This is a genomic window from Photobacterium minamisatsumaniensis (assembly GCF_050336695.1).
In the GTDB taxonomy this organism is placed as follows: domain Bacteria; phylum Pseudomonadota; class Gammaproteobacteria; order Enterobacterales; family Vibrionaceae; genus Photobacterium; species Photobacterium minamisatsumaniensis.
In genome coordinates, this window is record NZ_JAKJSI010000014.1 from 113,718 (window position 1) to 135,013 (window position 21,296).

The window sequence follows — 21,296 nt, forward strand, 5'->3', positions numbered from 1 at the left end:
AAGTCTTTTAGGTGACTTTCACCTTCAAAACTAAGTTAAGATTAAATTTCTGGTATCATTGCCTGCATTATTATCGCTTTCGGCGCAACAGCCAACGTGGATTTACTTGATACTGAAGTCCACGGATCAGGGTGCAGATATTTATATGGACAATACTCAACCTTATCGTTTTTTGTTCTATGTTGAGCAAAACTATTCGTTTGCTATTCTTCGGCCACTGCAAGCTTATGTGAAAGCGCACGGCCATGAGGTGAAGTGGTTACTCATTGGTAAAGATGTCTCTCAGGACTTCTTGTTGCCAGAAGAAGATAGGTTGAGTGGAATTTCTGAAGCGGTGTCTTATATGCCTGACGCTGTTTTTGCGCCTGGTGATCGGATCCCAGCTTTTATTCCAGGCTTAAAAGTTCAAGTCTTTCATGGCCTCAATGAAAGCAAGCGTGGAAATACCTATCCTGAACGCGGGTTATTTGACTTGTACTGTACCGAGGGTCATGAAAGGACAGGGACTTTGCAATTATTGGCTGAGGAGCGCGGTTATTTCAACGTTGTTGAGACTGGTTGGTTGAAGCTTGATAGCTTGTTTAATCACGAAACGAGCGAAGCCGATGATCGTCAGCGGCCGCAGATTCTTTTTGCCTCTACTTTTACACCGAGCTTATCTTGTGCGGAGCTTGTCTATGAGCAACTTAAGATTTTGAGCCAAGATGATAAATGGCGCTGGCTGATCACCCTACATCCCAAAATGGCAGCGGAGACTGTTGTTAAATACCGTGAATTGGAAAACGAGAATTTACAATTTTTTGATAGCAGTCATGTGGTTGATTTACTGCATCGTGCAGATGTAATGGTGTGCGATAATTCTTCAATCTTTCAGGAGTTTTTACTACTTCAGAAACCGGTAGTCACAGTAAATAACCGCGATGTCCAGCCAAGCTTTATTAATATAACAGAAGCGGAAGGGCTTGAAGGTGCTATATACCAAGCACTAAGTCCATCCTCTGAACTGTTAGAGCAAATTGCGTCATATGGCCCATCGATTACACCCTATCTTGATGGCCAGTCGGCACCAAGGGTTTTTAAGGCGGTGTCAGAGATGTTAGAGTCTGGTTGGCGGGATCGTAAGCCCAATAATATATGGCGAAATATTAAAATTAGAAAGTCGTTAGGCTATTGGAAATGGTAATCGAATGAGTAAAAGAACATTATCTGTCATTCTAATTACAAAGAATGAAGCTGACCGTGTTGAGCGCTGTTTACAATCGGTGAAGAGTGTTGCGGATGAAATTATTGTGCTTGATAGTGGCTCGACTGATGAGACTGTTGAGATCTGCCAACGCTTTACTGACAATATCACTATTACCGATTGGCCTGGTTTTGGCAAACAGAAGCAAAGAGCCTTGGATAAAGCTACGGGTGATTGGGTGTTGTCTATCGATGCCGACGAAGCTTTAGACGATACGATGCAAAGTGCTATTTCTGAGTTGCTAATTCAAGAGTCAATTGAGCACTCGGCATATCGTTTACCTTGGGGGGTGACCCTTTATGGCAAAACATTACGATATGGGCGAAGTGCAAGATCGGTGTTACGTTTATTCAAACGAGAAGGTGCACGCTACACGTTGGACGAGGTGCATGAAACCGTGATTCCAACTAAGGGTAGTACAGGCACGTTAAAGGGTTACTTGCTTCATTATACTCACCGTGACTATGGGCACGGGCTCGATAAAGCGGCACAGTATGCTTGGTTAGGCGCCCAGAAGTACCACCGCAAAGGCAAAAAATCTCACGGTTTAGCTTTGGCGTTAGTAAGGGCAATATGGACATTCTTTCATATATATATTCTTCGTCGAGGCTTTTTAGATGGCAGTGTCGGGTTTATTATGGCCATGACCTACGCTCAGGTGAACTTCAACAAATATGTCGGCTTGTGGTTGCTGGAACGAGATAAATCATGATGAAAGAATGGCTGAGAAGTGTAAAAAAGCGGTTTAAGAAAAAAACGACAGTCTCACAACAAGATTATCAGAGAGGGCTAGATGCATTAGGTTGCATTAAGCTTGATCTACCACTAGGTTCATTTACCAAAAAAATATGGATGTATTGGGATTCCGGATTAGATAGTGCTCCGGAAGTGGTGAAACTATCTTATAAGAGCTGGGTGCAGTTGAACCCTGATTACGAAGTGATTTTCCTCGATAAGACAAATATTAAACAGCATTTAGGCTTTGAGTTTAATGATGTTTATAATTGTTTTACCGTAGACTTAAAAGCTGCTGGTAAAAGTGATTTTTTAAGGGCCTACTTATTATATCGATATGGTGGTGTTTGGGCTGATGCAACAACATTTTGTATGAAGCCATTAGATACATGGTTAAATATGTCTGAAACAGAGTTTTTTTCATTTAGAGAAAAATATTCAGATGATCGGCAGCTAGTTTCTTGGTTTCTCGCATCATACCAAGGAAGCCGAGTATTAAGTGATTTGCTTAAAAAATCAATTGACTACTTATATAAGCCAGAAAGAAAAATAAACCTCGAAATTAGAGGATTGAAAGCGACTAGAAGGCTTGCTAATAAAACAGGCTTTATAAGTCAAAATGGCAGTGGATATCCACTATTAAATCATTTAGAGTGTCAATATACAACGCCCTATTTTTGGATGTTTTACTTGTTTAATGAAACAGTAAAAAATAACAGTTTAATCGAAGGCTGGGGTTACGTTCAAACATTGACGAATAACTATGCCGAGCTCGACGATGATTTCTCTATCTTTAGTCATTCATATGTGGCGAAACAAACTTACCGAGATAAGTATGTTGTCACTGAACAGTATAAAAATAGAGTTCAGTTTTTAATGAATAATGTATTGATAAAAAAATAAAAATAACACCAATATTCTGTATGTTATTCATGAGTTCACGATTGGTGAATTCAGAAAATCATGATGTCATTGGCAATAAATCAAAAGTCACACGGAAGCCTTGCGATCGTTAGATCGCAAGTTTTGTTTTACGCCCTTCATTAGTTATGAAAGTAGAACTTTATTTGATAGCAGGTGTTGAATAAAATATTTCTAATTTTATAACCTATACGAATAGCTTTTTCTTTTATTGTTTTTTTATCTTTTACTTTTCTTGAACCAATTATAGAATCTATTTTTCTTGGTGATACTGAGTATGGTTCAACACCGTAAATTGGTTGCTTGTGTATCCAAACATTACGAATGAAAACATCAACAGGCAAAGAGATTGTTTGGCTGTTGTCTAAGAACTGTCTGGCAACTTCTGGCGATATAATATAGCCAGTAGCACATTGAGGTACTTTTAAATAATTATAAAAAGTATAATTATCGATGCTTGATACTTTATACTTTGGTTTATTTCTTGTTGTTTCTATACGAATAAAACCAAGTTTTTCAATTTTTTTCTCACAAGCCTGAATGGAGTTTTTTATTTCGTCAGATACGATTTGGAAATCATCTTCGAAAACTAAAATAGGTTCATCTAACTGAACACACTTTTCCCATGCGAGCATATGACTAGCATAGCAACCAATCTCACCTGGAACAGCTTTTCGACCGTAATTATAGATAAACGACTGAGGTTGGTATCTTTGTAAAAAAGGATGCTCATCATTTTGGCCGTTAACAGCATTAATGAATTCAAAATCTATATCATACATACCCATATGTTCTTTAACATGTGTTCTTCTATCCGTGCTTGTTGCTAGACTAATAACAAACGCTTTCATGTGATTACCCTCTAACAACTAGCGATTTAACAACGAATTAAAAAACTGAATATGCTTTCTGACTGTTTGAGCCGCATTGAACTCGTTAACTAGTTTTTGTTGTGCTGCCTGGCTAAATTCAGCGATGAGTGCTTTATTACCAATAAGCTTTTTCATCGCATCTGCCAATGCTTGAGCATTTCGGGTTGGTACAATAAAGCCTGTTTTTCCGTCATCGACAAGCTCTGGTGAGCCGCCAGTGGTAGTAACCACAGATGTTGTACCGTTGGCCATAGCTTCAATAATGGTGCGCGGTAAACCTTCACCACTAACAGATGGCTGTACCTGAAAATCTGCCATTGCCATGATTGATGGGACATCTTTACGATGGCCTACAAAGTGGATACGATCTGCCATCGGGCTATTTTTAATTTCGTCAAAATGAGGCTCAAATCCACTGCCTATCAATAGTAAATGGAAGTTTGGATTCTCAATATGGTGTGTTGCTTCAACGAGTACTGATATCCCCTTGCTAGGTCGAACATGGGCAGCACAGACGGCAATCACATCGTTGTCGGTAAGGTTAAACTCAGAGCGCTTTGTTGGCTCAACGCTATACCAATCGAGTTGATGCCCTTTATAGATAGTGACAATATTCTCTTTATTATTCCATACTCGCTGGCTGACATCTTTACGTACCGCATCTGATACACAGACAATACCGTTAACTCTAGGGTGAAGATGAGTTAAATAAGCACTTGGGTCATGGCGGTAAAGGCCGCCAGTGGTACCACGATAAGTGACCATTTTGGCGCGAGTACCGATACAGGCAAAAGCGGCATTGGGGATCGTCTTAGAGTTAAAGCCATAACAAATATCGTAATCGCCTTCTTTCAGCTCTTTATGCAGTGTTTTTATTGTGGCAGGGCAAATTTTCTTTTTTGGGTAGCAATCGATAACCTTAACGCCGTGCTCTTTAAAGCGGGCGACATATTCTGCATCACCTTGAGTCGCCACAGTAACGTGATGGCCCTGACGAACCATTTCGATGAACATTTCTGCCTCAGGGCGTACGCTGTTCCAAGCGTGATGGTATGAACTAACGATCAGTACTTTCATTATTTTTTACTTTTTATAGAAAAAGTGAAATTATGAATTTCTCTTCTTACTAATTCTGTGAAGTTAAACCATTCTCGCTTAAGCCGAGTTTGCATTTTTCGAGTTGATCTCTGTTTTTCATAGCCAATATCAGAGTCAAATTTCGGGTCATTTGTCAGGCAAGCTGGAACGGTTCCAAAACATTCAACTTCATTGATCCAAAATCGGTCCATATAGATATCAACCGCCATATACCAGCGTTGAGAATGATTTACCAATTTCTGAGCACCTTTAGGTGTTAAGTAGTACCCAGTTGCACTCATATGTCCTTTATTGAACTTATGGATATCAATATTATTCAATGACATGATTTTTTGAGAGCAATAATTTTTTCTTTTATTATCAAATAATCTGATGCATTCAAATTGATCACCTAGGCTGCCAGCATTACTGATAAAGGTGCTGAATTGTATTTTATCGAGTAAACAATCATCCTCAATGATAACAATAGGTTTGTTTAGTTCAATACACTTTTCCCAGAGTAGGTAGTGACTTGCATAGCAGCCTAGTTGCCCTTTAGACAGAGATTTTCCCCTGTATTGATGACTCAGGTCGTCATCATACTTTGAAAAAAGTGGATGATTACTTATATGGCCGTTGACTGCATCAAAGAAGGTATAATTAGCTTTTATATCTCCTAACTGTTTAGCGATATTTTCTCTTCTTGAGGATGAAGAGGATAAATTAATAACATAGGTATCAATCATAGTTTTTTGTGCTAATTGTTATTGATGTTAGTAGTGTTATCAGCACCGTAAACATGAGAATGGTTTGTGCATGATTGAGAGGTGTATCTGTAAGTGATGCAATAGTAATTACTAAGCACAGGCTATTGACTGAGCTTGATCTTCCCTTGGTTATTACTATAGGTGTAATTAGTAACGCAAGCAATAATGCTAACCCGACAACACCATTTTTAATATACCTATCAATGTATTGATTGTGGTAATGGGGTGGCCTATGTTTAACGAAGTAAGCAGATACTTCTCCCTGCTCCGCGAGAAGATCAAACCTTGCTTTGTGCTCATCCCCAGTACCTAGAACCCAATTGTCGGCGACAATTTTAGAGCTGATTTTCCACATTTGGAGCCTCAATCCGATCGATGTATTTAGGTTGCCTGACGTGATTTTATTAAGTTCATATTGTGTTTGTTTTACGCGATGCTCAATAATAGGCTTAAATAAAAAACCGGTAGAAAAGATAGCAGCAATAGAAATAAGGATAACTTTCTTATTTAAGACTAAATGCCTTGCATGTAGAAAAATCAAGATAAGGAGCGTACAGCTATAAGCTAACCAAATGCCTCTTGTTTGGCTGAGAACGACTGCAATAGTTCCTAGCATGAAGGATAGCAGAGCGACTCCTCTCATTTTTCCCGTAAATTTCTGGCTGAGACAAAAGGCGAGAAGAGCAATGATTGCACTGAGTGTTGCTTGGGGAATGGCATTGATAGGCCAAGCACCACGGGGTAAGTCTAAGTAAATCCCATTATAGTAAGCAGTCCCTAAAGAGCTAATTGACCCTAGCAGTATGAGGATTAAAAGTATCTTACTCGTAATCAAATGGCGTGGTAAGACAGTTAATAGTAGTGTGGCCGTTAAAACCCCTCTTATTTCTCTAGAACTAAGTCCATGATAAAGGTAGCTAAAAATAGCATATAGGGTGATAGCTAATAGTACCCATAAAACCTTATCGCTTCTGAGGTTTTCTTTTAACGTTTTAGAACCATAAGTCAAAACTGTTGCTACGATCGATATGATCACCATTGCGACCATAGGCTTATCGCCTCCCCCCATAATTAGCATGCCGCTAAATAACCAGTAGAGAGGTAATAAAATCAAGCTGTTAGTGATGGTGCTTTTATTCATATTACTGCTTTTTTGAATAAGGGTTTTCCCCGCCTTGCGGTCGGGTTTTTAGTAAACGTAAAATCCACATGTACTGCTCGGGACGTTCAGTCACATACTGCTCGATACACTGGTTCATCATACGGGCGTCTTGCTCTTCGGTTTCCATCGGAAACGGAGAGAGTGGCGGATAGATATCTATCTCGTAGTTGCCTGTTTCACTGTTATAAATGGCATAAAGTGGAACGATTTTGGCGCGGCTCAGTTTTGCCAAGCGACCGAGGCCTGAAATTGTTGCTTTAGTGGTAGCAAAAAAATCAACAAATACACTGTGCTCTGGCCCCAAGTCTTCATCTGGTAAGTAATAACCTAGATAGCCTTCACGTACTGACTTGATAAAAGGCTTTATGCCGCCACTTCGCTCATAAACTCGGCCACCGTATTGTACCCGTTGTTTGTGCATTAACCAGTCGGACACTTCATTTTTTTGCTTTTTGGCCATCGCTGATACGGGTAAGCCTTGAGAAGCCAATAGAACTGCAGGGATATCTATTGCCCAAGTATGTGGCACCAATAAAATCGCATTTTCGCCGCGTTCTTTCAGGGCGGTTAAGTGCTCCTCTCCTCGGATGATGGTATTGTTTTCCAGCCAAGTTTTATTACGGACGCTTAAAGAGGCAAACCCCATCAAGAAGCTACCGGCAGTCACATAGCTATCTAGCAGCATGGCTTCGCGCTCTTGCTCGGTTTTGTCTGGGAAACACATCGCAAGGTTAACGCGAGCACGTTGGTTGGCTTTGTTTTTTAGCTTCAGGGCCTTCTTCGCAAAGAGTGTTGCGATTGAATGGCGAGCTTTGGGCGGCAGCAAGCACAATAGGCTGGCAAAACAAACGGCAAGCCAAGTCCCCCAATACTTTGGGTGTAGGAAAGACCATTTAAATTCAGGATTATAAGCCTGTTTATCGTAATGATTTATCATTGGTTACTGCTTGTTAATTAATGCCATGTACTCAGCCACGCCGTCGGCGACTGATTTGAATGTTTCGGTGTAGCCTGCTGCGCGTACCTTGGTGAGGTCGGCTTGGGTAAACTTCTGATAGCGGCCTTTTAGGTGATCTGGAAACGGAATTTCCTCAACCGCGCCTTTGCCGTGGTGCTTGATAACGGCTTTAGCCACTTCGCTGAATGGTTCAGCGTTACCAGTACCACAGTTGAAAATACCTGAAACGCTATTTTGCCAGAACCACAGGTTCATTTTGCATACATCAGCGACATAAACGAAGTCACGCTTTAGCTCGTCAGAGCCTTCGAATAGCTTAGGATTATCACCGTTATTGATTTGGGTGTTTAAGTGGAAGGCAACGGATGCCATGCTGCCTTTATGCTGTTCGCGTGGGCCGTAAACGTTGAAGTAGCGGAAACCGGTGATTTGCGACAAGGTTTCATCGTGCTCTTGGGCATCTTGCCAAATGCGGCGTACATAGTTGTCAAATTGCTGCTTGGAGTAACCATATACATTCAAAGCGCCTTCATAAGGTTTTTCCTCAATGAAGTCGTGGTCGCGGCCGCCGTATGTGGCGGCAGAAGAAGCATATAGGAACGGGATTTGACGCTCTAAACAGTAGTGCAGTAGCTCTTTAGAGTACTCGTAGTTGTTTAGCATCATATATTTACCGTCCCACTCAGTAGTGGAAGAGCATGCGCCTTCGTGGAAAACAGCATCGATAGGGCCAAATTCATCACCCGCCATGATTTGGGTGATAAAGTCTTCTTTGTCCATGTAGTCAGCAATATCTAGATCAACCAAATTGGCAAATTTGGTGCCGTCTTTGAGGTTATCAACGACTAGAATGTCATTACGGCCTTGCTCATTCAATGCTTTTACGATGTTGCTGCCGATCATGCCGGCGCCACCAGTTACAATAATCATGGCTATTCCATTCTTCTATTTAGAAAAACGACTGCATAACTGCCGCCGTTATGAAGTATCTTTATGATAGTATTAATCGATTGCTACATAAGAGTATGGGCAGAGAAGTGAGAAGCAAATGAAGACCCGCGATAGAATTATTCTGGCTGCACTGGAGCTTTTCAACGAAAGCGGTGAGCCAAACATTACCACAAACCATATAGCTGCCCATCTGGGAATAAGTCCCGGCAATCTGTATTATCATTTTCGTAATAAAGAAGAGATTATACACAGTATTTTCGATCAATACGCCAATGATCTCAGCATTCGTTTTCAACCACTAGATGAAACACAAATCACGGCAGATAACTTATTGGTTTACCTTGATGCTGTGTTCATGCTGATGTGGCGGTATCGCTTCTTCTATGCAAATTTGCCAGACATTCTTCGCCGTGACCCTGAACTACAAGATAAATACTTACAAGCACAAGAAGGCTTGCATCAAAATATTATGGCGATGATGAACAGCTTCCGCAGTAGTGGCTTACTCGAACTTGACGATAGTGAGCTACTCAGCTTGGCTAATACATTAAAGCTGGTTGCCTCAAGCTGGATTTGTTACCAAACGACACAAGCACCGGGGGCTAAAATTACCAAAGCCGTGATTTACCAGGGTGTATTGCAGATGTTGAGTATTGTTAGACCGCTGACGACAGCCAAAGGTAAAGCGGAAGTGATCCAGCTAGAAGCCCACTACTGTGAACAGGTTGAGCTTGATACCTAACCGATAGCTCATAAATCATGGTATAGCTCAGATAAGCGAACAAGGGTAATGCCTTGTTCGTTTAATAAAGGAAGCTGCTGCTGCAGTGTGTGAAGCGTCACTGGGTAAGGGTGGCCAATCGCAACGGCGTGACCGTTACGCTTTGCTTGCTGTACTGCTAAGCGAAGCTGCTGGCTAACAAAAGCTTCAGTACGATAATGGTCGAGAAAGATATGCCTTCGTAACACGGGGATCTGCTGTTGCTTGGCTTGCTCCATCGCAACAGAGTTGGCGGTGGTACGGCTATCTAGGAAATACAACCCTTCATTGGCGAGTACCTCCATCACCCAGCCCATTGCTTGCGCATTTTGTGTTAATGCGCTGCCCATGTGGTTATTAACTGCGATAGCGGCCGGTACGCGGTTCAGCGCATGTTGCAGGGTTTGCTGCAGCGTTGTTTTATCCATGTCTTGGGTGAGTGTCGAGAGTTCAAGCGGTGCCTGACGACTTGGCTCCATCGGCATGTGGAGTAATACATCCCGTTGTTGCTGTTTGCTTTGTTGGCTGATGGCTAAATCGAATGGTGTATCCGGTAAAATGGAGATACTTACTTGAGGGGGCAACGCTGACAGTGCCGATGGCATCGCCTGATAACCGAGATCATCAATCACAATCGCTAGCTTTGCTTCTGAGGCATAGCTAATTGACGAGCTTAAAAAGAGTAGGGTAAACCAGCGTGCAATCCATCGCATGTCGGGTGTCCATTATCGATTCTTTTATTGATGAATTACCACAGTTGGCACATTAACGTTTCAGCCAGCTTTGCGGATTGGTTGGGGTGCCTCTACGCCTGATTTCGAAGTAAAGCGCAGCGCGGTCTTGTCCGCCACTGTCACCCACAAGAGCGATAGATTCACTTGCCTGAACGGTATCACCTACTTTTTTGAGTAAGGTTTGATTATAGCCGTAGAAACTCATATCACCCTTACCGTGATCGATCACTAGCATGAGCCCATACCCTCGCAACCAATCGGCAAACACGACTTTACCGGGGTAAATAGCTTTTACGGGGTTACCCGCAGATTGACCGATTACCATGCCCTTCCAGCGTAGTTCACCTTGTTGCTGTGAATTATACGGGTGGATCACGGGGCCTTTAATTGGCCAAGTGAGCTTGCCTTTCTGTTTGGCGAGGCCATCCATTGGTGCTCGGCGAGCAGCTTCTGCTGCAGCCTTTTGTTTCGCTCTTAAAGCCGCCTTGGCTATCTCAGTCACCAGCCGCCTTTCATTGTCTTTAAGTTCAGCAAGGTACTGGTTGTCGGTGCGTGCTTGGCTGGTAAGCGTGCGTACTGTTTTCTGGCGCTGGCTTTGTTCGGTTTCTAATTTTTTCTTTTCTTTTTTCAGTTGAGCGAGCAGGGTTTGCTGCTGCTCACGTTGTGTGCTGAGCTGGTGTTGCTTGATCTGGATCTCGGTGGTTGTCGCGGCGAGTTCATCCAATGCATTCACTCTAGCATGGCTTAAATACTCGGCATAAACCGTATAGCGGTCAAGATCATGATGGTTGTTGTCACTTAGCAGCAAAGCAACTTGGCTGTTTTTACCTTGACGGTACTGGGCATTTAGCAGCTCTTTGAGTAGCTCTTGCTGGCCGAGTTGTTGCTGTTGAAGTTGGCGTTGTTGCTGTTCAAGCTTGTCAATTGATGACGACAAGTTTGCTTGTTTGGTCTGTGCTTGATGAATCGCGTTGGCGGTTTCGGCGATCCCGACTTCTTGCTGGCGCAATGACTTTTGCAGAGCGTCAATTTTCTTTTTATTGGCGCTGACTTGGCTTTGCTGGCGTGAAATTTCTTGTTTTACCCCGTCAAGCTGACCTTGGTTGGCGTGTGCTTGTGGTGTTGCGATAACGGACAGGCATAACAAAGCGCCAGTGCATAATGCACTGGCGCGGAGAGAAAGGTTAAGGTATCTGATCATATCCCGCATGGGATTGATTATTTCAGATCAAATAGCACCTGACCAGTCATCTCTGAAGGGATTTCCATATCTGATAGCGCCAGCATAGTTGGAGCCAGATCAGATAGCTTACCGCCTTCTTTTAATGTCAGTGATTTCTCACCCACGTATACCAGTGGAACTGGTAGATTTGTGTGTGCAGTATGAATGCCACCCGTTTCAGGGTTGATCATCATTTCAGCATTACCGTGGTCAGCAGTGATCAGCATTTCGCCGCCCACTTCTTTGATGGCTGCAACAACTTGGCCAATGCAGCTGTCTAGCGCTTCACAAGCTTGAACCGCAGCGTCATAAACGCCAGTGTGGCCAACCATGTCGCCATTCGGGTAGTTACAGATAATCGTATCGAACTCGCCACCTTTAATTGCCGCAACTAGCTTTTCAGTTAGCTCTGGTGCGCTCATTTCAGGTTGAAGATCGTAAGTGGCTACTTTCGGAGAAGCGACTAGCTGGCGTGATTCGCCATCGAACTCGCTTTCAATACCACCGTTGAAGAAGAAAGTAACGTGTGCGTATTTTTCAGTCTCAGAAATACGTAGCTGTTTCTTACCTTTCTTAGATAGCCACTCACCCAAGGTGTTTTCAAGGCTTGCTGGTGCAAAGGCAACTGGGAAATTAATATCAGCAGCGTATTGAGTTAGCATCACAACGTCAGTCAGAGCTGGGAATTGAGCACGCTCAAAACCAGCGAAATCAGTTTCGAAGGCGCGAGTGATTTGACGAGCACGGTCAGCACGGTAGTTCATGAAAATGACGGCATCGCCATCTTCCATTGCTGCTGATTCTTGACCTTCTGCGCGAAGTTCTGTTGCTTTCACAAACTCATCGTTTTCGTCACGGGCGTAAGCGGCTTCTAGGCCTTCAACGGCAGAAGCTGCATTAAACTCAGCAGTCGCTGCTGTTAGTAGGTTGTAAGCAACTTCAACGCGATCCCAGTTGTTATCACGATCCATTGCGTAGTAACGGCCTACTAGAGAAGCAACACGACCTTTGCCTAGCTTAGCGAACAATGCTTGGAAACGCTCAAGTGACGCCTTAGCACTACGAGGCGGTGTATCACGGCCATCGAGGAAGCAGTGTAGGTAAATCTTTTCTGCGCCACGGTTAGCGGCCATTTCAACAGCTGCCGCAATGTGATCTTCATGGCTGTGAACGCCACCCGGTGACATAAGGCCCATTAGGTGAACGGCTTTACCTGCGCTCACGGCTTTATCAATTGCAGCGATAAGTGCTTCATTTTCAAAGAAGTCACCATCGGCGATAGATTTTGTGATACGAGTCAGATCTTGATAAACCACACGACCAGCACCAATGTTGGTGTGACCGACTTCAGAGTTACCCATTTGGCCGTCAGGTAGACCAACGTCCATACCTGATGCAGAGATCAGAGTATTGGCTTCATTTGCCATCAAACCATCCATTACTGGCGTATTGGCATTGGCAATTGCATTGTTGGCGTTGTCTTCGCGGTAACCCCAACCATCTAGGATAACCAAAGCCAGTGGCTTCTTAGCAGACATATACTGTCCCTCGTAAAGTTAGAAATCTGAGTTTAATTTAGATCAATTACCTTAAATATTTGGGTGCAACTTGAAATATTTAAGGTAATTGAACCTACTAACCGTAATTTTACTACAGTTTTAGTCACAAACTGTAGGGCAAGATCAAACTATGCTGTAAATAGATTGTTATCTTCCTACAGGAATATATGCATTTCTGCCGCTGAGTGTAAGACCTAAATCACAGTTTTTTTCATTTTTCTATATTTGGCAGCCGTTAGATGTATTGCTCAAGGCTTATACTATTAGCGTTTATATCGAGTGAGCAGTAACGCGTAATTACCGTCCTTTGCTGTACAAGCTAGCTGGCGTGGGTATACTCGTGATCCTTATTTTTGTGGAGTTTGGCCTAGGTTACCGCAGGCTGATATTAGGAAAGTAGAGCGAAAATCATGCAACAATACATCGATTTTGTAACAAGTAACGCAATTATGTCCCTTGTATGGGTCGGCTTAATCGTGGCGATTATTACGTCGTTCATTAAACAAAAAACTGCAGGCTATAAGATTGTCACTGCGAATGAAGCGACAGGGATGATAAACCGTGAAGACGGTATTTTTGTTGATATCCGAAGCCGTGATGAGTACCGCAAAGGCCATATTGCGGGTGCACTTCACATTTTGCCAAGTCAAATTAAAGAACAAAACTTTGGTGAGCTTGAAAATCATAAAAGCGCCCCAATCATCGTTGTATGCAAGACAGGTCAAACGGCACAAGAGAGTGCAAACCTGTTACACAGCGCGGGCTTTGAAAATGTAAACCTACTAAAAGATGGTTTGATTTCTTGGAACGAAGCGAACTTGCCATTGATCCGCAGCAAGTCGTCAAAAGGCAAGAAGTGATCCTTTAGGGATTAACAATGCTGATATCGCGTAAATAAATTTGTGCAGCGTGTGATAGTTATCATGGTTGCGATATTGATTAAGCTCACGCGAGTGAGATGAAAGAAAAAGGACTCTAAAATGGCTGAAGCAGCAGTAAACAACGACGCACAACAAAACTTCCAAATCCAGCGTGTTTTTCTAAAAGACGTTTCTTTTGAAGCCCCAAGCTCACCAGACATGTTCCAAAAAGAATGGAACCCAGATGTGAAGCTGGATCTTGATACTCAAAGCCGTGAGCTGGGTGAAGGTGTATTCGAAGTTATTCTACGCCTGACTGTAACGGTTAAGAATGCAGAAGAAACGGCTTTCCTATGTGAAGTTCAGCAAGGCGGTATCTTCTCTGTTGCTGGTATGGAAGCGCCTCAGCTGGCACATTGCCTAGGTGCATTCTGCCCGAACATCTTGTTCCCATATGCACGTGAAACTATTTCTAGCCTAGTGGTTAAAGGTACGTTCCCTCAACTGAACCTTGCGCCTGTTAACTTTGACGCATTGTTTATGAACTACCTACAAAACCAACAAGCTCAAGCGAATACTGAAAACACTGAAGCGTAATTTTCTTGGTGAACGATATGAATCCAGGCAATGAATCTGCCATTAGCATGACAGTGTTGGGGGCCGGCTCGTACGGTACTTCACTGGCGATATCACTCGCACGTAATGGTGCCAATGTGATTTTGTGGGGTCACGATCCTAAGCACATGGCTCAACTTGAGATGGATCGTGCTAATGAGGCGTTCTTGCCCGGTGTGCCGTTTCCTGACTCGTTGATTGTTTCTGCCGATCTACAGGCTGCTGTCGAAGCCAGTCGAGATCTGTTGGTTGTCGTGCCAAGCCATGTCTTTGGCGAAGTACTTAGCAATGTGAAGCCCTTCTTACGAACGGATTCTCGTGTGTGCTGGGCAACCAAAGGGTTAGAGCCTGAAACCGGTCGCATGCTTAAGGATGTGGCTGTGGAAGCGCTAGGGGAAGACACACCTCTGGCGGTACTTTCTGGCCCGACATTTGCGAAAGAACTGGCGGCAGGTATGCCGACAGCTATCGCAGTGTCCTCGCCTGATGATGGTTTTGTGCGTGATCTGCAAGATAAAATCCACTGCAGTAAGACATTTCGTGTTTACAGCAACAATGATTTTATTGGGATGCAACTTGGTGGTGCGGTGAAAAATGTCATCGCCATTGGTGCAGGGATCTCTGACGGTATGGGCTTTGGCGCCAATGCGCGTACAGCACTCATTACACGAGGATTGGCTGAAATGTGCCGTCTGGGTGCTGCACTCGGGGCACAACCAGAAACCTTTATGGGGATGGCAGGTCTTGGTGACTTAGTGCTGACTTGTACTGATAACCAGTCGCGTAATCGTCGTTTTGGTCTGGCCCTCGGTCAGGGTAAAGACGTTGATACCGCACAGGTTGAAATTGGTCAGGTGGTTGAAGGCTACCGTAATACCAAAGAGGTTTGGGTTCTATCACAGCGTATCGGCGTTGAAATGCCAATTACCGAACAAATTTTCCAAGTGCTTTATCAAGGCAAAGAAGCCAGTGAAGCGGCGAAAGATTTGTTGGCTCGCGAGAAAAAAGACGAATAATGCAACAGAGCGCCTAGAGGTGATATCTGAAGTGTTTCTATCGACAACGCAGGCCTAAACGCCTGCGTTGTTTTTTTTTCAGAGCAGGTTACAGTTAAAATAAATACACAAGAAGATCGAGGGTGATGTGAGGGAATGTCAACAAGAGGCTGTTTGGCAGTCGATCAAGCAGGAAGCACGACAGCAATCAGAGCAAGAGCCTATGCTGGCTAGCTTTTATCATGCAACCATTATAAAGCATGATAATTTAGCCGCGGCATTGAGCTATATTTTGGCGAATAAGCTAGCCACACCATCCATGCCTGCCATGGCGGTAAGGGAAGTGGTTGAAGAAGCTTTTGCCGCAGATTGTTGTATTACCGAATCAGCGGCATGTGATATTCGCGCAGTTGTCGAGCGTGACCCTGCCGTCGAGATGTTCTCGATACCGTTACTTTACCTCAAAGGCTTTCATGCGTTACAGGGATATCGTGTTGCCAACTGGTTGTGGAAGCAAAACCGTGTTGCCTTAGCGGTGTATTTACAAAATCAAATCTCGGTGGCTTGTCAGGTTGATGTTCACCCAGCAGCAAAAATTGGTCAGGGGATCATGTTTGACCATGCAACCGGAATCGTGATTGGTGAAACCGCCGTTATCGAGAATGATGTGTCGATTTTGCAAGACGTGACGTTGGGCGGTACGGGTAAAGCAGGCGGCGATCGTCACCCTAAGATCCGAGAAGGGGTAATGATCGGCGCTGGCGCGAAAGTCTTGGGTAACATTGAAGTTGGCGAAGGGGCGAAGATTGGTTCGTGCTCAGTGGTACTCAATGCTGTCCCTCCGCATACGACGGTGGCAGGTGTACCTGCGAAAGTGGTTGGCCGACCAAGCACTGAAAAGCCCGCTATGGATATGGATCAGTGCTTTAACGGTACTGGGCAGACCTTTATCGCAGGCGATGGCATTTAAAGCGCCCCTTTAAATCCAAATTGTCGCCACGCTTCATAACCAATAATTGCTGCAGCATTCGACAGGTTAAGGCTGCGGCTATCTGGGTGCATTGGGATCCGAAGGCGTTGCTCTAAAGGTAAGCTTTCGATGAGCTCTGCCGGTAAGCCGCGGGTTTCTGGACCAAATAACAGCACGTCACCTTCTTGAAATTGGGCGTTGGTATGAAAGTTGGTGGTTTTAGTGGTACAGGCAAAAATGCGTCGTTCACCAATGTATGCCATAAAAGCCGCTAAATCTTTGTGGCGGTGAACGTGGGCTAAGTCATGGTAGTCAAGACCCGCTCGGCGCAGTTTTTTTTCTTCAAGATCAAAACCGAGTGGTTCAATTAGGTGTAGATTGGCACCGCAGTTAGCGCATAGGCGGATGATGTTACCCGTGTTGGGGGCAATCTCCGGTTCGTACAAAGCAATATCAAACATAGTCAGTTTTTATCGTGGTTAAGTTGTCGTTATTGTAACCAAAATTCGTGATGAAAAAACGGTGAACCGAGAGGCCCACCGTTTTTTATTGTCATGAGGATAAAGTGGGGCCGATATTAACGTGCCAGAGGCAGCTTGATCGTGACCTTTAACCCACCCAATTGACTGCGGTTAGCCTCAATGGTGCCACTGTGCTGGCGAATCGCACTTTCGGTGATTGCAAGCCCAAGCCCTGTGCCGCCGCTGCTGCGATCTCGTGCGGTTGAAACGCGATAGAATGGACGGAATATGTCTTCTAACTCCGCATCCGGTACTCCTTCACCATTGTCTTCCACCACAATGTCTATCCATTCGTCGTGTTGGTGAAAGCTAACAGTAATGGTGTCATTACCATATTTTATGGCGTTGCGAACGACGTTTTCTAATGCACTGATCAACAGATTTGGATTACCGCGAATAGGCCAAGCTTGCAGTGGTGTATAACTGAGGCGCTTGTTCCGGTGCTCTGCTTCAAAGCGTGCATCTTCCAACATGTCGTACCATAAGGTGTTGGCATCAGAGAGTTCACGGTGTTCATGGCTGTTAACTTGCATACGTGACAGCTCGAGTAGTTCGCTTATCATCTTCTCCAGCCGCTCCGCTTCGGTGTCAATTCGGTCGAGCTCTTTACTTTCCCCTTGCTTGCGCTGTGCTAAAGCCGTCGCCATTCGTAGACGCGTTAAGGGAGAGCGAAGCTCGTGAGAAATGTCTGACAGCAGCCGTTGTTGCCCGCCAATCATTTGATTGATTGCTTCTACCATTTGATTAAAGCTGGCGCCTGCTTGCTTGAACTCCTTAGGGCCTGACTCTAGTTTCGGGTCGACCGCAAATTGACCTTTGGCGACCCGTTCTGCAGCATGCTGTAAACGACGCGCTGGAATACTGACCGCCCAGGCAAGCCAAAGTAACAGCGGGGTGCTGACGAGCATGGTGACTAGCAGGAGCTGAAAAGGTTTATCTAATATTTGGATAAAAAAGGGCGGAGGTTCACGCCAAATGCGGCCAATGTACATCAAGATACTGGTGTCTTGATAACTTACCTCGAAGGGACCTGCCATCATCCAGCGGCCATAAAGCTTTTGTTTGGGTGACGTTGGGCTATCAGCCATCGTAATGAAGTTACGCAATGCCTTGTTACGTCCCTTGGGGCTGATTATTTCCCCCTCGGCGGTCGTGAAATAGAGTTGGAAGCCCTTATGACGTTTATGATCAGTAAAACGTTGTAGCTTGTATATTAAAGAACCGTGGTCTTGGCTGATCTGCTCGGAGATACTTTGTGCAGAATCGGCAAAGCGTTTGAGCTGTGGCGCTGGGATTGTGTGCTGCGCCCTTGGATCTAAGTTCGGTAGCCATAGTAACGTTAGGACGACAATTAATAATGTCAGCCAAAAGATGGCAAAAATGCGGCCATAGAGGCTTGAGAAGCGAGGAAGTCGCATTAGGCATCCTCAACCAGTAGGTAACCTTTGCCGCGTAAGGTTTTGATCCAGGTTTTACCGTCATCTCTGGTGGGCAATTTTTTCCTCAAGTTAGAAACATGCATGTCTATCGCCCGATCAAACGGGGCAAGTCGTTTTCCCAGGACCTCTAAGCTGAGTTCATCTTTTGCAATGATCTTGCCTGGGTGTTGAATAAAGTAGCTAAGCAGTGCCAATTCGGTACCTGTCATGTCGATAGGTTCGCCTTTGCATTCCACTTCTTGTCGGCCAGGATAAATAGTGATCCCTTGATAACTTAGCGCATCTTGGTTTGACTTTGACGTTGTCCCTGCTGTTTGGGTACGCCTTAAGATTGCCCGCATCCGGGCCAGCAGCTCCCGGTCGCTGAATGGTTTAGATAAGTAATCATCTGCACCAAGCTCGAGGCCGAGTACGCGATCAATCTCTTCCCCTTTAGCGGTTAGCATTAGCACCGGAGTCGCGTGGTTCTCCCGTAACTTGCGTAGCATCTCTGTCCCGTTCATGACTGGCATCATCACGTCGAGTAAGATCAAGTCAATGCTGTCATTAACTTCCTTCAGCCCTTGTTCACCATTGTTGGCTTCAACAACGTCGAAGCCTTCCATCTCAAGGATGTCAGTCAGTAGTGAGGTCAGTTCGGTATCATCATCAACTAGTAAGATCTTCGCCATGGTATTTACCTTATTCATAAAGCGGGTGATTCAAGTATCCCTAAAGTCAGAGAAAGAACCAAGCGAAAGCCAGCTTGCTTTACGCAATTTTACGTTTTCCAGACAGCGCTTTACCTTGCAGTGTGTATTCTATATCCATACCTCATAACGCAGTGCAAAGTTAGCACAACAGCGTTGTACTCAGTAATACTGGAGACGAACATTATGAAATCATTCAAGAAGACCCTAGCATTAGTTATCGCACTTCCTCTCGCCCTTGGTTCGGCTTCAGCGCTGGCTTACGGTGGTGGTAAGCACCATGAAGGTAAGGGTGGAAAAGGTGCTTGCGGGATGCAAAATGGGCATAAGGTTTTCCGCCAACTTGATCTAACCGATACGCAAAAAGAACAAATGAAAGAGCTGCGCACTGCTAACCGTGATGAAATGCGTGACGATAAGAGCGGCAAACGAGCGGCTATGCAAGCGCAACATCAAGAAATGCAGGCTTTGGTATTAGCAGATACCTTTGATGAAGCGGCAGTACGTGCTCTTGCAGAAAAAATGACTGAGCAGCAGGTTGAACGTCGTGTAGTTATGCTAGAGAAGCGTCATGAAATGATGAATATTCTGACACCGGAACAGAAAGTAAAGTATCAAGAACTACAAGCAGAGCGAACTGAAAAGTGCCAGGCTCGCATGGATGAAAAGCGCAGCAAATAAGCTGAGGCTATAACAGAAAACGTGTCAATTTGCCGAAAACCGCCACATCAGTGGCGGTTTTTCTATGTGTATTAGTAACACTGGGTGATCAAAATTCATCATATTGCTTTTTTTTTGTTATTAATTTTCATCATAAAAAAGCTATACTGCGGGGTATTGCTCAGTTAGTGCAGCTTTATCAGGTGTGGTTATCATGGATGAATTCACAATCACCAGCGGTTATCACCCTCCGTCGCATAACTGGCCGCTCTGAGAGCAGGTTGTATACTTGTATTAGGTTGATGGGGATATTTTTATCTGCATCTCATTCAAGTTATCCGTGAATCAGGGCGTTTATTGTTTTGTAATATCATGACAGCTTCCTGAAAGATATCATTACAATGCTAGTGATAAGTCGGTATCTATCGTGATGTGAATCAACAAATTTTTTTATCAAAATTGTAATATTTCCGTATTAGTAAGAACGTTACAGTTTATGCGAGCATAAGACACTAGTGGCTTATGGTGCCAAGAGGGGGAACCTTGGCAACTCGTGCCGGATTTGAATTTTCATTTCCCAACGTCAGAGGGTAACCATGATTAAGAAGATTGGTGTATTGACCAGTGGTGGTGACGCACCTGGTATGAACGCGGCAGTTCGCGGTGTTGTACGTGCAGCATTGTCTGAAGGCATAGAAGTATACGGTGTTTATGATGGCTATCAGGGCCTACACCAGAACCGCATTGAAAAACTGACGCGCTCAAGCGTATCAGATGTGATCAACAAGGGCGGTACGTTCTTGGGTTCAGCACGCTTTCCTGAATTTAAAGATGAGAAAGTACGTGCACAGGCGATTGAAAACCTGAAACTACACGGTATTGATGCGTTAGTTGTTATCGGTGGTGACGGTTCGTACATGGGTGCGAAGAAGCTTACTGAAATGGGCTACCCATGTATTGGTCTACCAGGCACTATCGATAATGATGTTGCGGGTACTGATTACACTATTGGTTACCTAACGGCATTGAACACAGTTATTGATGCGATTGACCGTTTACGCGATACATCATCATCTCACCAACGTATTTCTATCGTTGAAGTGATGGGCCGCCACTGTGGTGACTTAACACTGATGTCTGCAATTGCTGGTGGCTGTGAGTATATCATCACCCCAGAAACTGGACTGAACAGAGAAGAGTTGTTAGCGAAGATCAAAGAAGGGATCTACAAAGGTAAGAAGCATGCAATCATTGCACTTACCGAGCTAATGACTGATGCGAATGAGCTGGCGAAGTACATCGAAGATGAAACTGGCCGTGAAACGCGTGCAACAGTATTAGGCCATATCCAACGTGGCGGCCAGCCTACGGCATTTGACCGTATCCTTGCATCTCGCATGGGCGCATACGCGGTTGAGCTTCTAATGGAAGGTGAAGGTGGTCGTTGTGTGGGTATCCAAAATGAAAAAATGGTACACCACGATATCATCGATGCGATTGAAAACATGAAGCGTCCAGTTCGCAAAGACCTGTATGCCCTAGCAGACAAACTGTTCTAAACCGTATTGTTCTGAATAAAAGCCGGC

At 44.3% G+C, this 21,296-nt stretch carries 22 protein-coding genes; 10 read left to right on the top strand and 12 right to left on the bottom strand.

Going from position 1 to position 21,296, the window contains the following annotated elements; genetic code table 11:
• Nucleotides 1-145: 145 nt before the first annotated feature.
• Genes L4D78_RS06655 through L4D78_RS06665 form a run of 3 tightly spaced genes read left to right on the top strand, consistent with a single transcriptional unit; the run spans nt 146 to nt 2,881 of the window.
• Nucleotides 146-1,183 carry a CDP-glycerol glycerophosphotransferase family protein gene (locus L4D78_RS06655; RefSeq protein WP_428466181.1) on the top strand — a complete coding sequence of 346 codons (1,038 nt, stop codon included), beginning with the start codon at nt 146-148 and terminating at the stop codon, nt 1,181-1,183.
• A gap of 4 nt (nt 1,184-1,187) precedes the next feature.
• The gene (locus L4D78_RS06660; protein ID WP_428466182.1) at nt 1,188-1,955 is read left to right on the top strand and encodes a glycosyltransferase family 2 protein; all 768 of its coding nucleotides are present in this window, start codon (nt 1,188-1,190) and stop codon (nt 1,953-1,955) included.
• A complete protein-coding gene (locus L4D78_RS06665) occupies nt 1,952-2,881 on the top strand; it encodes a capsular polysaccharide synthesis protein (protein WP_428466183.1) in 930 nt (309 codons plus the stop codon). The genes L4D78_RS06660 and L4D78_RS06665 overlap by 4 nt, the downstream gene beginning before the upstream one ends.
• Nucleotides 2,882-3,021: 140 nt before the next feature.
• Here the strand turns inward: L4D78_RS06665 and L4D78_RS06670 are convergent, their stop codons facing one another.
• Genes L4D78_RS06670 through rfaD form a run of 6 tightly spaced genes read right to left on the bottom strand, consistent with a single transcriptional unit; the run spans nt 3,022 to nt 8,665 of the window.
• On the bottom strand, nt 3,022-3,750 hold the full coding sequence (locus tag L4D78_RS06670) for a glycosyltransferase family 25 protein (protein WP_428466184.1): 729 nt from the start codon (nt 3,748-3,750) through the stop codon (nt 3,022-3,024).
• Nucleotides 3,751-3,768: 18 nt separating this feature from the next.
• Nucleotides 3,769-4,848 (bottom strand): glycosyltransferase family 4 protein, encoded by a 1,080-nt coding sequence (locus tag L4D78_RS06675; protein ID WP_428466185.1) that lies wholly within the window; start codon nt 4,846-4,848, stop codon nt 3,769-3,771.
• A complete protein-coding gene (locus L4D78_RS06680) occupies nt 4,848-5,594 on the bottom strand; it encodes a glycosyltransferase family 25 protein (RefSeq protein WP_428466186.1) in 747 nt (248 codons plus the stop codon). The genes L4D78_RS06675 and L4D78_RS06680 overlap by 1 nt, the downstream gene beginning before the upstream one ends.
• Nucleotides 5,587-6,756, bottom strand: coding sequence for an O-antigen ligase family protein (locus L4D78_RS06685; RefSeq protein WP_428466187.1), 1,170 nt, complete (start codon nt 6,754-6,756; stop codon nt 5,587-5,589). The genes L4D78_RS06680 and L4D78_RS06685 overlap by 8 nt, the downstream gene beginning before the upstream one ends.
• Nucleotide 6,757: 1 nt before the next feature.
• Entirely contained in the window at nt 6,758-7,714 is a 957-nt protein-coding gene (gene lpxM / locus L4D78_RS06690; RefSeq protein ID WP_428466188.1) for a lauroyl-Kdo(2)-lipid IV(A) myristoyltransferase, read from the bottom strand.
• Between the two features lie 3 nt (nt 7,715-7,717).
• A complete protein-coding gene (rfaD, locus tag L4D78_RS06695; RefSeq protein WP_428466189.1) occupies nt 7,718-8,665 on the bottom strand; it encodes an ADP-glyceromanno-heptose 6-epimerase in 948 nt (315 codons plus the stop codon).
• 118 nt (nt 8,666-8,783) lie between these two features.
• Between rfaD and L4D78_RS06700 the strand changes: the two genes are divergently transcribed.
• Nucleotides 8,784-9,428 (top strand): TetR/AcrR family transcriptional regulator, encoded by a 645-nt coding sequence (locus tag L4D78_RS06700; RefSeq protein WP_428466190.1) that lies wholly within the window; start codon nt 8,784-8,786, stop codon nt 9,426-9,428.
• Between the two features lie 8 nt (nt 9,429-9,436).
• Here L4D78_RS06700 and L4D78_RS06705 read toward each other — a convergent pair whose 3' ends face one another.
• From L4D78_RS06705 to gpmM, 3 genes are read right to left on the bottom strand one after another with little or no spacing between them, the layout of a single operon-like run.
• Nucleotides 9,437-10,159, bottom strand: a complete 723-nt coding sequence (locus tag L4D78_RS06705; protein WP_428466191.1) for a divergent polysaccharide deacetylase family protein — start codon at nt 10,157-10,159, stop codon at nt 9,437-9,439.
• A 52-nt stretch (nt 10,160-10,211) separates the two neighbouring features.
• A complete protein-coding gene (locus L4D78_RS06710; RefSeq protein WP_428466192.1) occupies nt 10,212-11,381 on the bottom strand; it encodes a peptidoglycan DD-metalloendopeptidase family protein in 1,170 nt (389 codons plus the stop codon).
• A 17-nt stretch (nt 11,382-11,398) separates the two neighbouring features.
• Nucleotides 11,399-12,940 (bottom strand): 2,3-bisphosphoglycerate-independent phosphoglycerate mutase, encoded by a 1,542-nt coding sequence (gene gpmM, locus L4D78_RS06715; RefSeq protein WP_428466193.1) that lies wholly within the window; start codon nt 12,938-12,940, stop codon nt 11,399-11,401.
• A gap of 431 nt (nt 12,941-13,371) precedes the next feature.
• Between gpmM and L4D78_RS06720 the strand changes: the two genes are divergently transcribed.
• The 4 genes from L4D78_RS06720 to cysE all read left to right on the top strand — a co-directional run bounded on the left by L4D78_RS06720 (nt 13,372) and on the right by cysE (nt 16,401).
• Nucleotides 13,372-13,821 (top strand): rhodanese-like domain-containing protein, encoded by a 450-nt coding sequence (locus L4D78_RS06720; RefSeq protein WP_428466194.1) that lies wholly within the window; start codon nt 13,372-13,374, stop codon nt 13,819-13,821.
• A 120-nt stretch (nt 13,822-13,941) separates the two neighbouring features.
• A complete protein-coding gene (gene secB, locus L4D78_RS06725) occupies nt 13,942-14,418 on the top strand; it encodes a protein-export chaperone SecB (protein WP_428456608.1) in 477 nt (158 codons plus the stop codon).
• A 17-nt stretch (nt 14,419-14,435) separates the two neighbouring features.
• Complete coding sequence (gpsA, locus tag L4D78_RS06730) at nt 14,436-15,452, top strand: NAD(P)H-dependent glycerol-3-phosphate dehydrogenase (protein ID WP_428466195.1); 1,017 nt, start codon at nt 14,436-14,438, stop codon at nt 15,450-15,452.
• Nucleotides 15,453-15,579: 127 nt separating this feature from the next.
• Nucleotides 15,580-16,401 carry a serine O-acetyltransferase gene (gene cysE, locus L4D78_RS06735; protein WP_428466196.1) on the top strand — a complete coding sequence of 274 codons (822 nt, stop codon included), beginning with the start codon at nt 15,580-15,582 and terminating at the stop codon, nt 16,399-16,401.
• Here the strand turns inward: cysE and trmL are convergent.
• The 3 genes from trmL to L4D78_RS06750 form a co-directional block, all read right to left on the bottom strand.
• The gene (gene trmL / locus L4D78_RS06740; protein WP_428466197.1) at nt 16,398-16,862 is read right to left on the bottom strand and encodes a tRNA (uridine(34)/cytosine(34)/5-carboxymethylaminomethyluridine(34)-2'-O)-methyltransferase TrmL; all 465 of its coding nucleotides are present in this window, start codon (nt 16,860-16,862) and stop codon (nt 16,398-16,400) included. The genes cysE and trmL overlap by 4 nt on opposite strands.
• A 116-nt stretch (nt 16,863-16,978) precedes the next feature.
• Nucleotides 16,979-18,340 (bottom strand): envelope stress sensor histidine kinase CpxA, encoded by a 1,362-nt coding sequence (gene cpxA / locus L4D78_RS06745; RefSeq protein WP_428466198.1) that lies wholly within the window; start codon nt 18,338-18,340, stop codon nt 16,979-16,981.
• A complete protein-coding gene (locus L4D78_RS06750) occupies nt 18,340-19,032 on the bottom strand; it encodes a response regulator (protein ID WP_428466199.1) in 693 nt (230 codons plus the stop codon). The genes cpxA and L4D78_RS06750 overlap by 1 nt, the downstream gene beginning before the upstream one ends.
• 204 nt (nt 19,033-19,236) lie before the next feature.
• Here L4D78_RS06750 and L4D78_RS06755 point away from each other — a divergent pair, with 204 nt between their 5' ends.
• Nucleotides 19,237-19,731, top strand: a complete 495-nt coding sequence (locus L4D78_RS06755; RefSeq protein WP_428466200.1) for a CpxP family protein — start codon at nt 19,237-19,239, stop codon at nt 19,729-19,731.
• Between the two features lie 575 nt (nt 19,732-20,306).
• Nucleotides 20,307-21,269, top strand: coding sequence for a 6-phosphofructokinase (gene pfkA, locus L4D78_RS06760; protein WP_428456615.1), 963 nt, complete (start codon nt 20,307-20,309; stop codon nt 21,267-21,269).
• Nucleotides 21,270-21,296 lie beyond the last annotated feature (27 nt).

Bases quoted from the DNA above. Each gene is read 5' to 3' on its own strand.
- L4D78_RS06655 (WP_428466181.1), top strand. From the start codon at position 146: ATGGACAATACTCAACCTTATCGTTTTTTGTTCTATGTTGAGCAAAAC.
- L4D78_RS06660 (WP_428466182.1), top strand. From the start codon at position 1,188: ATGAGTAAAAGAACATTATCTGTCATTCTAATTACAAAGAATGAAGCT.
- L4D78_RS06665 (WP_428466183.1), top strand. From the start codon at position 1,952: ATGATGAAAGAATGGCTGAGAAGTGTAAAAAAGCGGTTTAAGAAAAAA.
- L4D78_RS06670 (WP_428466184.1), bottom strand. From the start codon at position 3,750: ATGAAAGCGTTTGTTATTAGTCTAGCAACAAGCACGGATAGAAGAACA.
- L4D78_RS06675 (WP_428466185.1), bottom strand. From the start codon at position 4,848: ATGAAAGTACTGATCGTTAGTTCATACCATCACGCTTGGAACAGCGTA.
- L4D78_RS06680 (WP_428466186.1), bottom strand. From the start codon at position 5,594: ATGATTGATACCTATGTTATTAATTTATCCTCTTCATCCTCAAGAAGA.
- L4D78_RS06685 (WP_428466187.1), bottom strand. From the start codon at position 6,756: ATGAATAAAAGCACCATCACTAACAGCTTGATTTTATTACCTCTCTAC.
- lpxM (WP_428466188.1), bottom strand. From the start codon at position 7,714: ATGATAAATCATTACGATAAACAGGCTTATAATCCTGAATTTAAATGG.
- rfaD (WP_428466189.1), bottom strand. From the start codon at position 8,665: ATGATTATTGTAACTGGTGGCGCCGGCATGATCGGCAGCAACATCGTA.
- L4D78_RS06700 (WP_428466190.1), top strand. From the start codon at position 8,784: ATGAAGACCCGCGATAGAATTATTCTGGCTGCACTGGAGCTTTTCAAC.
- L4D78_RS06705 (WP_428466191.1), bottom strand. From the start codon at position 10,159: ATGCGATGGATTGCACGCTGGTTTACCCTACTCTTTTTAAGCTCGTCA.
- L4D78_RS06710 (WP_428466192.1), bottom strand. From the start codon at position 11,381: ATGATCAGATACCTTAACCTTTCTCTCCGCGCCAGTGCATTATGCACT.
- gpmM (WP_428466193.1), bottom strand. From the start codon at position 12,940: ATGTCTGCTAAGAAGCCACTGGCTTTGGTTATCCTAGATGGTTGGGGT.
- L4D78_RS06720 (WP_428466194.1), top strand. From the start codon at position 13,372: ATGCAACAATACATCGATTTTGTAACAAGTAACGCAATTATGTCCCTT.
- secB (WP_428456608.1), top strand. From the start codon at position 13,942: ATGGCTGAAGCAGCAGTAAACAACGACGCACAACAAAACTTCCAAATC.
- gpsA (WP_428466195.1), top strand. From the start codon at position 14,436: ATGAATCCAGGCAATGAATCTGCCATTAGCATGACAGTGTTGGGGGCC.
- trmL (WP_428466197.1), bottom strand. From the start codon at position 16,862: ATGTTTGATATTGCTTTGTACGAACCGGAGATTGCCCCCAACACGGGT.
- cpxA (WP_428466198.1), bottom strand. From the start codon at position 18,340: ATGCGACTTCCTCGCTTCTCAAGCCTCTATGGCCGCATTTTTGCCATC.
- L4D78_RS06750 (WP_428466199.1), bottom strand. From the start codon at position 19,032: ATGGCGAAGATCTTACTAGTTGATGATGATACCGAACTGACCTCACTA.
- L4D78_RS06755 (WP_428466200.1), top strand. From the start codon at position 19,237: ATGAAATCATTCAAGAAGACCCTAGCATTAGTTATCGCACTTCCTCTC.
- pfkA (WP_428456615.1), top strand. From the start codon at position 20,307: ATGATTAAGAAGATTGGTGTATTGACCAGTGGTGGTGACGCACCTGGT.